General features: G+C 57.7%; 9 protein-coding genes. 5 read left to right on the forward strand and 4 right to left on the reverse strand.

Translation table 11 applies throughout. The annotated features are described in order from the left end of the window. Positions 1-4: 4 nt before the first annotated feature. On the forward strand, positions 5-673 hold the full coding sequence (locus tag QP109_RS06720) for a histidine phosphatase family protein (RefSeq protein WP_285024068.1): 669 nt from the start codon (positions 5-7) through the stop codon (positions 671-673). Positions 674-694: 21 nt separating this feature from the next. Here the strand turns inward: QP109_RS06720 and QP109_RS06725 are convergent, their stop codons facing one another. From QP109_RS06725 to QP109_RS06735, 3 genes are all read right to left on the reverse strand, one after another. Beyond that, complete coding sequence (locus QP109_RS06725) at positions 695-1,165, reverse strand: hypothetical protein (RefSeq protein WP_285024069.1); 471 nt, start codon at positions 1,163-1,165, stop codon at positions 695-697. 141 nt (positions 1,166-1,306) lie between these two features. Next, positions 1,307-2,200: a 1,4-dihydroxy-2-naphthoate polyprenyltransferase gene (locus QP109_RS06730; protein ID WP_285024093.1), complete on the reverse strand. Its 894-nt coding sequence runs from the start codon at positions 2,198-2,200 to the stop codon at positions 1,307-1,309. Positions 2,201-2,348: 148 nt separating this feature from the next. Beyond that, positions 2,349-3,665 (reverse strand): AMP-binding protein, encoded by a 1,317-nt coding sequence (locus QP109_RS06735; protein WP_285024070.1) that lies wholly within the window; start codon positions 3,663-3,665, stop codon positions 2,349-2,351. Positions 3,666-3,761: 96 nt separating this feature from the next. Here QP109_RS06735 and QP109_RS06740 point away from each other — a divergent pair, with 96 nt between their 5' ends. Further along, positions 3,762-5,276, forward strand: coding sequence for a L,D-transpeptidase family protein (locus QP109_RS06740; RefSeq protein WP_285024071.1), 1,515 nt, complete (start codon positions 3,762-3,764; stop codon positions 5,274-5,276). 172 nt (positions 5,277-5,448) lie between these two features. Here the strand turns inward: QP109_RS06740 and QP109_RS06745 are convergent, their stop codons facing one another. Beyond that, the gene (locus tag QP109_RS06745) at positions 5,449-6,429 is read right to left on the reverse strand and encodes a 1,4-dihydroxy-2-naphthoyl-CoA synthase (protein ID WP_285024072.1); all 981 of its coding nucleotides are present in this window, start codon (positions 6,427-6,429) and stop codon (positions 5,449-5,451) included. Between the two features lie 154 nt (positions 6,430-6,583). Between QP109_RS06745 and QP109_RS06750 the strand changes: the two genes are divergently transcribed. From QP109_RS06750 to QP109_RS06760, 3 genes are all read left to right on the forward strand, one after another. Continuing rightward, positions 6,584-7,660: an o-succinylbenzoate synthase gene (locus QP109_RS06750; protein WP_285024073.1), complete on the forward strand. Its 1,077-nt coding sequence runs from the start codon at positions 6,584-6,586 to the stop codon at positions 7,658-7,660. Further along, on the forward strand, positions 7,560-9,362 hold the full coding sequence (gene menD / locus QP109_RS06755; RefSeq protein WP_285024074.1) for a 2-succinyl-5-enolpyruvyl-6-hydroxy-3-cyclohexene-1-carboxylic-acid synthase: 1,803 nt from the start codon (positions 7,560-7,562) through the stop codon (positions 9,360-9,362). The genes QP109_RS06750 and menD overlap by 101 nt, the downstream gene beginning before the upstream one ends. An 84-nt stretch (positions 9,363-9,446) precedes the next feature. Beyond that, on the forward strand, positions 9,447-11,243 hold the full coding sequence (locus QP109_RS06760; RefSeq protein ID WP_285024075.1) for a S1C family serine protease: 1,797 nt from the start codon (positions 9,447-9,449) through the stop codon (positions 11,241-11,243). Positions 11,244-11,752: the final 509 nt, after the last annotated feature.

Here is an 11,752-nt window from a genome sequence, read left to right on the forward strand (position 1 = left end):
CACCATGACGACAACGAAGATCCACGTGATGCGCCACGGCGAAGTCGATAACCCAGGCGGCCTGCTCTATGGGCGTCTTCCCGGTTTTGGTCTGACAGAGCTCGGACATCAGATGGCTCAGCGTGGAGCCGACTATCTGAAAGAAACCGACGCGGATATCACGGCCGTCTTTGCGTCGCCTCTTCTTCGTGCGCAGCAGACCGCGACCCCGACTGCTCGCGCCTACGAGCTTCCTATTCACTCGGATCCTCGCCTGATCGAAGCTGGAAACATCTTCGAAGGCCAGCCGGTGAATGCTGACCGCAGGGTTTTAATCAAGCCGAATGTGCTGAAGTACTATCGCAATCCATTTGAGCCATCGTGGGGCGAACCGTATGCGCAGATTGCGTCACGCATGAGTGCCGCACTGTCAGGCGCGTTGAAACGCGCCTATGGTCACGAGGCCCTTGTTGTTTCACACCAGAGTCCGATTACGTTGCTCACGCGTTTTGCTCGCAAGCAGATGCTGGCACACGCCCCATGGTCTAGGCACTGTTCCCTAGCGTCGATCACGACGTTTATTTTCGATGACGGCACACTGGTTGATATTGACTACGTTGAGCCAAGCGCTGACTTGCTTGTTCACGCACACGATATGACTCCCGGGGATTCCGAAGCGGCCCTCAAACGCTGAGTCTTTATCGCGCCGACCCGATCACGCCTGGGGGTCGTTGCGGTTTGTGGCCTCGTCGTCATTGTTCGCGGACGTATCTGACGCACCCGAGCCCTCTTCGAATGCGGACGGTGAATCGGGAGCGGAATCGTTAGACGTGTTCGCGCTTTCCTTGCTGGCCTTCTTGCGTTGGCGTTGAATGTCGCGCTCGAGCCGGAAAAGAAACTCCGGATCGTCATCGGGAGCAAGGGGTGCGGGCGTTCGTTTCTCCGAGGGGACACGGGTGACGGAGAAGCTGATGGGAGCCTCGCCGGCTTCCGCTTTGGCGACGAAACGCAAGGCGATCCACGCGATCGACCCGATCGACAACGACGGGATCGTCAGGATCATCAGCAGTAGCCAGATGTTCTTCGACAACTTCGCCGGCACTTGATCTTCGGGCGTGCGAAGCCAATCCGTGATCGCGTAAATCGTGACCGCGGCCCAAATGACAATGCCGAGAATGCGTACCATTGCGCCAGTCTATCCAAGGAGCGGTGAAGCGTCGCGGGGAGGACCCCGCGGTCAACGGATGCGAGCGAAATGCGCGGGGTGCTCAATCTCGCCATCGTGTACGAGGCTCAGCCTGAAAGTCTGAGCTGAGTGGCTAGGGGATCAGGCGAGGAGCAGGAAAGCGCTGACCTCGATTGCCCAGGCGAGCGTGTACAGGCCGGTGTTGCGCAAAACAGGAATCAGACGGGCGCCAGTTTCTCCACGCGCGATCGGTAGAACTGCAGGAACAGTCATGAATCCGGTGATGATGAGGGCAACAAGAATCAGTGGCCACGAATAGGTGAGGGTGGACAGCAATACTGCAAGGCTCACCACGGACAGAGTAAAGCAGGCGGTGAACATGTTGCGTGACGTTGTATCACCCAGGCGAACAGCAAGAGTGCGTTTACCGGACTCGCGATCCGTTGGAATATCGCGAATGTTATTCGCCATCAGCAGTGCGACTGACAGGAAACCCAGCGTGGACGCGAGCATCCAAAGCCAGCCTGGTGCCTGAGGGATCTGAGTCCACGTGGTGCCCACGCACGCCATCAAACCGAAGAAAAGGAAAACAAACAGTTCGGACAAGCCGATCCCCATGTAGCCGTAGGGAGTACGACCACCCGTGTAGAACCATGTGGCAAGCACGGCCAAAATGCCCGGGATCAGCAGAATCCATGCGCCAGACAAAGCAAGCAGGGCCAACCCGGCCACACCAGCAATCCCGAAACAAGCGAGCGCGGCAATCAGGACATTCTTCGGAGCGGTCAGCTTTCCGCCCGTAAGGCGCGCGGGCCCCAGACGGAAATCGTCGGTGCCTCGAATACCGTCCGAATAATCATTCGAATAGTTCGCGCCGATCTGCAACGCCAAGGCAACGACAAGAGCAAGAACGGCGCGCACTGGCGCAACGGCACCCATGTGGATTGCTGACGCGGTCCCGACAATCACGGGAGCAATAGCAGCAGGCAGAGTGCGAAGACGCGCCCCTTCGACCCAGTCGTTCAACGTTGCCATGAGTGGCAGTACCTGCTTTCCATTGTCTGAAAAAGTGACGGGCTCACGAGCGTTTGTCACAAGCATGCTTCACGAGTTTACGCTGTCTGAGCTGAAAACAGCATTCTGCTTCGGGTACATGTAGGGCGCATAACCCAAGAAACGCGCCCTAACGACGCCAGTCAAAGACTGTGTCTTCAGCGTCCTTCAACAGTTTCGCGGCCGCCATGCGGTCGATCTTCATCCCCGACAGGTAGGGGAGTGCGCCGGCCACAACAACGCGGCGAGGAGCGTACGCGCGCCCCAAAACCTCGCCCACGTCAGAACGCAGACGCCGAGCAAACTGATCGACCTCGTCCGCAGATGAAATAGGATTCTTCGGGACAACCAGCGTCGTGATTAACTCGCCCCACTTATCGTCGGGAGTCGACGTCACCCACGCGTCAGCTACCTCATCGCAAGATAGAACAGCTTCTAAGACCGGGGCAGGAGCAACAGAAAGACCACCGGAAACAATGACATCATCCGCGCGCCCCTGAATTTCCACGGTTGACTCACTCGAGATCACACCGATATCGCCCGTCAGTATCCAGGTTGTGCCTCCTTCAACAAAAAGAGGGGAATCCCCGTCCACATAACGAGTCATCAGCATCGGGCCTGAAAGAGCAATCCGCGCCTGAGAATCACGCTCAACAGTTCGCACCTCAACACCGGGCTGAGGCACTCCGTTATAGATGCACCCTCCGCACGTTTCCGTCATCCCATACGTCGTGACGATATTCAGACCATGGCCTCGTGCCACATCCAGTAGATCCGAACGCGTGTGCGCGCCACCAACCAAAATTGCGGACAGTCGCGAAAGAGCCTCAATCACCTCACCGTTAGCCAAGCACGAGGCCAACTGGGTCGGAACCAACGACAGATAACCGGGAACCTCATCCTCGGCCGTAGCACCAGCGGTCGCAGGAAGAAGTGCTCGCGGATCGAAGCTGGCAGAGGTATCAACGATTTGCGGATTCGTTTCAGCAACGGCCGCGCGAAGCAAAACCATCGCTCCGGCAATGTGGTGGGTCGGCAGTGCTAGAATCCATTTTCCCGGCCCGGAAAGGGATTCGTGCGTTGCCTGCGCGGACGCGATCAACGCATCGATCGACAAGCCCACAAGATGAGGTGTGCCTGCGGACGAACCGGACGTGGGAATGACTAGGTCGACACCGCTAAAGAAATCAGGCTCGGTGATCGCCGGATAGAGTGAGGGGAAACGTTCGGCTGGAAACGCGTCTTCGACAGTTGCCAAGGCCCCGCGCAGAGTTGATGGCGGAACATCCTTCGGATCACGCATCACAACCACCGTGTGAGGTGCGGGGTGATTCGGGTCAGCCTGGCGTTCTTTGTAAAGCTCCACCAGCTTGTGAAGAGCCGCATTTGCAAGAGCGACAGCTCCGATCGAGGTTCCTCCAGGTACAACCAGCGTTCGAGTTGGCAATGCGGATCCCCCTAGAATGCGTCTCTTCTATGCTGCGTACAGCCTAGGTTGCACGCATAAAAAGCGCTCAATTAAGCCAAGAATGATCGTGGAATTGTGGCAGACTTCCCAGTCCTCCTTGTGGGACTCAAGTCGCTTGAAAAATGTACAACCGATAAGGTTGAGCCGATGTTGAACACGCTGAATTCCAAGATGAAGTGGACGGTCGCAGGTATCGTTGCGACTGTTCTTGTCGCCCTGGGTGCCTCCGGCGCATATGCCGCGTATTTCGCTCACAAGGCTCTGCCCGGAGTCGAGATCGCTGGTGTTTCCGTTACGGGGATGACGCGCGACCAGGTCAAAGAGTCCATCGCCCAGCGAGTTGAGGACACCATCGTGACGTTCGACGTTGACGGTGCGACCTCGCAGACGACTCTTGCCGATGCTGGCGTTACTGTTGACGTTGACAAGACCGTCGACGAAGCATTCGAAGGCAACAAGAATTTCTTCACTGAAATGAAGGCTCTGTTCGTCAAGAAGGACGTTGCTCCGGTTCTGGTCACCGACGACGTGATCCTGTCCGAGTTCGCGACCACGCTGGCTGAATCGACCGGCACTGCCGCCAAGGAAGGCACGGTTGTCCTTGGCAGCGACGGTGTCACTTTCGAAGGCACCGAAGCTGTCGCTGGTGCGCTAATCGATACACAGACCGTGAAGGACGGCGTACTGGCACAGGCGAGTACACTGACCTCCGGATCCGTTACTCTTTCTCCGGTTCAGCGTGAGCCTAAGGCGACAACCGAAGACGCCGCCGAGAAAGCCACTGAAGCAAATGCTCTGGTCGCCGTTGACGTTTCGATCAACACCGGAACAGAAACCGTGAGCGCAACACCGGCAGAAAAAGCATCGTGGATTGAAGTCACCACAAACGAAGACGGCTCGCTGAAGGCTCCTTCGGTCAACCTTGAAAAGGCCACCGCGTGGGTTCAGGCAACCGCTGAAGCATCAAACACCGCCGTTGTGAACGGTGTGAACAATGTGAACTCTGCAGGTCAGGTTCTGACTGTCTTCAAGGAAGGCCAACCTGGCAAGAGCGTCAACAATGTCGATGCGATCGCTCAGGCACTGGTTGAATCTGTCAACGCCCAGACCGCGTACAGCGGCGAATTTACCTATGACGAGGTTCAACCCACCTACGAGAGCCGTCAGGTCGCTGAAGGCGCAGAAAACCTGGTCTACCAGGCGCTTGACGGTGAAAAGTGGATCGACGTCAACCTCAGCGAAAGCACCGTCATTGCATATGAGGGTGGCACGGTCGTTGGCGGCCCCTACTACATGGTTCCCGGCGCCCCCGCGACCCCGACTGTCACCGGCACCTACCACGTCTACTTGAAGTACGCGAAGCAGACAATGCGTGGCGAAAACGTTGACGGTTCCAAGTACGAAACTCCGAACGTCCCATGGGTTACCTACTTCACCGGTAGCTACGCGTTCCACGGTGCACCATGGCGTTCATCTTTTGGTTGGTCCGGCCCCGGTGGTTCGCACGGTTGTGTGAACATGCCGGTTGAAGCGGCCAAGTTCATCTACGACTGGTCCGACTACGGCACCACGGTGGTTTCCCACTACTGAGGTATGCCCAGGCTTTTACTGGGGCCCGCTATGGGCTTTTACCAAGGCTTTTACTGGGCCTGCTACAGGCTTTTACCTACGGGCTTCAACCAAGGTCTGTCCGCACGTTTTTATAGTGAAGGCTCAGCGGTTGTATGTCGCTGAACCTTCACTGCGTTCTGGCTTCCTCGGTTTAGAAGTAGTACGGGTGCCCGCTCCAATCGGGCTGACGATGCTCTAAGAATGCATCGCGTCCCTCTTGTGCTTCCGCGGTCATATACGCCATGCGTGTGGCCTCGCCCGCGAACACCTGCTGGCCTGCCATTCCGTCATCTGCCAAATTGAAGGCGAACTTGAGCATACGGACTGCCTGGGGGCTCTTGGTAGCGATTGTGGCAGCCCACTCGAGCGCGCGTTCCTCCAGTTGCGCATGGGGAACCGACGCATTGACGACGCCCCACTTTTCAGCAGTATCGCCGTCATAGCGCTTAGCGAGGAAGAAGATCTCGCGTGCCCTCTTGTCGCCGACCTGGCGGGCCAGCAGAGCTGACCCATATCCGGCGTCAAAGGACCCAACATTCGCGTCAGTCTGCATGAACGCAGCGTGCTCTTTCGACGCGACGGACAGGTCACAGACCACGTTCAGAGAATGCCCGCCACCGGCAGCCCACCCAGGAACTGCCGCGATGACAACTTTCGGCATGGTACGAATCAAACGCTGAACTTCAAGAATATGCAGGCGTCCAGCCTGAGCAGGATCTACTTGCTCGCGACGAACTAAAGTGTCGGCTTGAGAGTCAGCTCCGTCCACTTCGTAGCGGTAGCCGTCATTGCCTCGCACGCGTTGGTCTCCGCCCGAACAGAAGGAATAGCCACCGTCCTTGGAGCTGGGGCCATTGCCCGTCAGGATCACCGCTGCGACATCGCCCGTCATCCGTGCGTGGTCGAGGCAACGATAGAGCTCATCAACGGTGTGGGGGCGGAAGGCGTTTCTAATGTCGGGGCGGTCAAATGCAATTCGAACGACGGGCATGTCGGCGCCCTTGGGGCGGCCGTCTTCGGCTTCGCCACGCGAAATACCGCGGTGGTATGTCATGTCGGTCAGCGTGAATCCTTCGACCTCGCGCCAGCGGGCAGGGTCGAAAGTATCGGAGATGAAAGGCAGTGCGCTCATGCAACCAGCCTAGCCTCTTGCCTTCCGTGAAGCGCACGAGGCCGGGATTCCTTGTGGAAACTAGTTATCCACAGGTGTCGCCTGTGAATAACGACAATCTACAACTGGGCGTCCTCACAGTTTGTTGAGACGCCAATTCGGGCACAATGGAAGTATGAGCGAATCCCATGGCGAACTGACGCGCATTGATATGGCATCTTTGCCGAGCCATGTTCGTCGCATTCTTGATGGTGTCGATGATCTGCTTCTTCACCATCTGCCGATGAACGTGCGTTTTAGGCGCGTGACCAGCAGGGAAGGACTGCTATTACACGGGCCGTCCGGCTGGGCAGAAGCAGCGCCATTTTGGGATTATGACCCGGTTGAATCCTCAACCTGGCTGGCTGGCGCCCATTCGGTAGCGACTGGACCGCGCAGAACTTCACTGCGAGATCGCGTTCCCGTGAATGTCACGATTCCGGTTGTCTGCGCATCCGATGCCTACCAGAGAGTCATCAGTTCGGGTGGTTGCGCTACGGCGAAGGTGAAAGTTGCGGATCCCAATACTGAACTGGGTGAAGATATTGCTCGAGTCGAAGCCGTTGCTCAGGCGCTTGTTGATACGGTCGGAGCCGAACACGGTCGTATTCGAGTCGATGTGAATGCCGCATGGGATGTGGACTACGCGCGAAAAGCCATTCCCCAGCTAGACCGTGCAGCAAAGCAGGTGGGCGGTCTTGAATACGCAGAACAGCCGTGTGCCAGCGTCGAAGATTTGGCAACCTTGCGTCGTTCAATTGATGTGCCCATTGCTGCAGACGAATCAATTCGCAGGGCGGATGATCCTCAGGCAGTTGCGCGCGCTCAGGCCGCGGATGTTGCGATCATTAAAATTGCTCCGCTTGGTGGAATCGAACGAGCCCTACAGATTGGTGAGCAAACCGGCTTGGACCTGGTGGTTTCATCTGCCTTGGAATCCAGCGTTGGCCTGGGAGTCGGTGTGCGGGCCGCTTCGCTTCTGCCAGGAACAGTACGCGCGTGCGGATTGGCGACATCGCACTTCTTGGCTTGTGACGTTGTCCCGCAAAGCCTGCTTCCGGTTGATGGGTTTTTGCCGGTGTGCGACGTTGAACCAGATCAGAGTCTGGTGGATGCCCACCTCGTTGACGCTGAAATACGTGACCGGTGGCTTCACCGTCTTGACCTCATGTGTGCGCATCTCGAATCTGTCGCTGGAGGACATCATGCCTGAATCCCAGTCAATTGTTCTTGCCCAGCGCATTGTCGGTGCGCTGATTGCTGCGGGTGTCAATGACATCGTGTACTGCCCTGGGTCTCGTAGCGCGCCCCTTGCCTACGCTCTTGACTCAGCAGTGCGGGGCGACCTTGTCCGCGCCCATATTCGTCTTGATGAGCGCTCAGCTGGATTCCTCGCACTCGGCTTGACCAGAAGAGGGGCAAGCGAGCCCACCTGCCAAGACGTCGAGGACCTGTCGCCGGTTGCGATTGTGACGACTTCGGGCGGGGCGGTGGCTGAGTTACATGCGTCGGTCGCAGAGGCCGCTCACGCTCACCGGCCTCTGATCGTTCTCAGCGCGGATCGTCCAGATGAAATGCGCGGTGTTGGGGCATCTCAAACCACGATTCAGCACGGCATTTTCGGTCCGCACGCTCCAACTGTCCTTGATTTGCCAGCGGATAGCGAGCCCGATCAGCGTGTTGACTCGCGAGTGGCTCGAGCCGTGCATCGCGCATGTGGTAGACCGTCAGGTGTTGCGGGTCCCGTTCACATCAATGTTGCGTTCCGTGATCCGCTGACACCTCAGTCAGGTTCAGCGACACTTGAGCCTTTGTCTCTTGCCAAGGTTTCATCGCCGTCGATCTACCTACCTCGTCGTCTCGGTCAGGCGTGGGAAGAGGTCGTTGATTCGTCACTGCGAACTGTGATCGTGGCGGGCGATGGCGATGACCAGAGTGGGCAAGCCTGGGCGGATTATGCGAAGATCCCGATTTTTGCTGAACCGACCAGTGTTCTTGCGTGCGATCCGAATCGAATTGCTCACCAGCAGGTGCTCCTTGCCTCGCCCTTAGCAGAACAGATTCAACAGGTGATCGTTACCGGTCGTCCGACCCTGTCGCGTCCCGTGTCTGCGTTACTTGGGCGCAATGACATTCGTTTGATTGTTGTCGATCCGCATGATGAGTGGGTTGATGTTCAGGGGCGTGCCAGTGAAGTGGTGGCGTCGCTTGCTCCGCCACGCCAGATTTCAACGGACGATGCGTGGCTGGAGCAGTGGAAGGAAGCTGGGCGAAGAGTCTCCCAGCAGATTCGCACGATTCTTGATGAATCCCCGATGTCTGTGCTTGTTCTTGCTGACTTGGTGTGGAGTCACGATTCGCGTCCGCTGATGGTGGGAGCATCTAACTCGATCCGTGCGCTTGACCTGGTTGGTGTTGATGGGCATGGGCGCTCCGTTGTTTCTCACCGGGGGCTTGCGGGAATTGATGGCACGATTGCTTCTGCGATTGGTCTGGCATGTGTTCGCGAAGAGCCGACTGTTGCGCTGATGGGGGATCTGACGTTCTTCCACGATGCGGGTGCGTTGGCTATCCCAGCGGACGAGGCCGTCCCCGATTTGTTGATCTTTGTTGCTGACGATGGCGGCGGGTCAATTTTCTCCACCCTTGAACACGGTCGCCCAGAAAACGCTCCGACGTTCGAGAGATGGTTTGCGACTGCTCAACCGCAGTCTCTTGAGCATTTGGCTCACGCCTACGGCGTGGATTATGTGGAATGTATGACGCGTCAGGACGTGATGCGCGAGCTTGATTCCGACGTACACGGGATCCGGATTTGTCATGTGAAATGTGCTCGACCTGCGCAAATTGCTGATGTGAGGAAGCTGGCGGATCAGATTGAGTACCACAGGAAACGTACAGGAAAGATTCAGTGAGTCGGCAAGAAGCGGGTGCACACTAATGTCATCAGCTTCTAAGAAGCACTCAGTTTTAACACGCTAGCTAATGAAGGATCCGCAATGAGCGACTCACCCAACAATGGCGAACAGCGCGCCTTGTCATCAGAACCGACGAAGGCAGAAACTACCCCCACAGCTAAGCCAGCACCACGTGTCCAAACGCAGGCCAGTGACGCGGGCGCTTCGGGGACGTCGGAATCGACTCCGCTCTCCCGCTGGGCGGGGCGTCCCGCTCAAGTCTCTGGTTCAACCACGCCAACAGAGTCGTTTCCAACTAGGCCGACAGAGTCGTTGCCTCACGCAAGGTTTGCCCGTCCAGCTTCACCCGCTCAGCAGGCGAGCGCGACCGGTTCGACTCCCGCGCAACAGCAGGGGTCATACGGAACAGGTTCTGCGTACTCCGGCGTGACCTCCGGTGGCACCTACCGATCTGCAACGAGTGGCCAGCCCTACCAGCCGTCGAGCTCTCAGGCTTACCAGGGCGCGGGGGCCACTCAATCAGCAGGCTTTCACCAGCCGAATCAGCCAGGATCGCGTTCGCAGGGAGCCTCGTATGCGGGCGGGAATGGGCCGACGACGCAGACTCACGCCTACCCCTCACCTTTGAGTGCACCGACAAATACGCCGACGGCACCTGTTGCAACGCAGAGTCCGAAGCGTCGCGGTCCTAGCTGGCTTGCAATGATCCTTGGCATGATGGCTACCGTTGCCGTGTCCCTGTCGGGAGCCTTCGTGATGCTCAATGTCGGCCATGGAAAGGCAAGCGAAACCGATTCGTCAGCAAACACGGCGACAAGCGCGTCAACCGTCCAGCCTGTTAATGCCAGCGGTGAAGACCCTGACTGGCAGGCGGTTGCGGCAGCTGTCCAACCCGCGGTTGTCACGATTTCAGTGCAGTCCAGCTCGTCCTCCGGTGTCGGATCCGGTGTCATCTACAACGCTCAAGGCGACATTGTCACGAACTACCACGTCGTTTCAGGTGCGACCGGTGCCGATGCAACGATCCAGGTGACTCTCAGCGATGGTCGCTTGTACAACGCGACAGTCGTCGGAACTGACCCGACAACTGACCTTGCTGTTATTCGCCTGGAAAACGCTCCTTCCGACCTGACGGTCGCCGCCTTCGGTTCGTCGTCAGACTTGGCTGTCGGCCAGGAAGTCATGGCCGTGGGCGCTCCGCTGGGCCTGTCAAACACTGCAACCACCGGTATTATTTCCGCTCTGAACAGGCCAGTTGAAGTTTCGAGAAGCAAAGAAGACTCTCAAGAGCTCGACCCGAACGATCCGTTCGGTCAACTGCCTGGTTTTGGTGGCGGACAAGAAGAAAATCAGGCTCGGGCTCAGGCCTCCACGGATACTCAGATCACCAATGCCATCCAAGTTGATGCATCCATTAACCCTGGTAATTCCGGTGGCCCGCTGTTTGATGCGACCGGTCGGGTGATCGGAATCAACTCGTCGATTGCGTCGAACACCAGCTCGGACAAGGCCGGGTCGATCGGCTTGGGCTTCGCTATCCCCGTTGATTTGGTGACCTCCGTGGCCGATCAGCTAATCGCAACCGGCACTGTTGACCATGCGGTTCTGGGCGTTTCGGTGACCACGAAGGCTGTTGCCGTTGACGGTTCTAACGTTGCAGGCGCCTCGGTTGAGGAGTTGACGCGTGGCGGTGCCGCCGCTCAGGCCGGGTTGCAGGCAGGGGACGTGATCACCGCCGTTGATGGAGAGCCGGTGTCCTCGTCGAAGCAGTTGACCGGGTACATTCGTCGCTACCGTAGCGGTCAGGAAGTAACGATCACCTACGTCCGCAATGGTGAGAAGCAGGATGTGACCGTCACGCTCGGCAAGGCGTCCTGATAGCTCTGCTAATTCGAACTCTCGGTGGGCTCACCCTTTGGGTGGGCCCACCTGTGTGTATGTGCATGTCGCGATTTGCGCTTGGCGCGGACAGTTACTCCAAAAAGATGTGACATGTCTCGCGGGAGTGCGGGGGGGGTGGCGCTTTCTGGGTGACGAGGAAGATAATGTAAGCGTCCCATTGTATATGCGAGCCGGAGTTTTCCTCGTTGAGAACAAAGGTGTTTCTAAGAATAAGAGGTGAGTGATGAAGAATCATCGATCTCCGCGGAAGGCGGGGGGGGAGCCGTGTAGAGCGCCTACTTGCGCTCGCCGTCTCTGCCTCGGTAGTCCTAGTAGGCGTACCAGCAAGCGCATGGGCTACTGAACAGATAGAAGGCTCAGAGAGTGCGGTTTCTCAGGTGCAGACTCCTGCGTCTCAGACTGCGCCGACCGATTCGTCATCCCAGGCAGATGCATCGAACAAGGGGACGGGAGCGTCGGCTTCAAATTCGAGCGATTCTAAGAAT

This window comes from Pauljensenia sp. UMB9872 (assembly GCF_030212665.1).
GTDB lineage: Bacteria > Actinomycetota > Actinomycetes > Actinomycetales > Actinomycetaceae > Pauljensenia > Pauljensenia turicensis_B.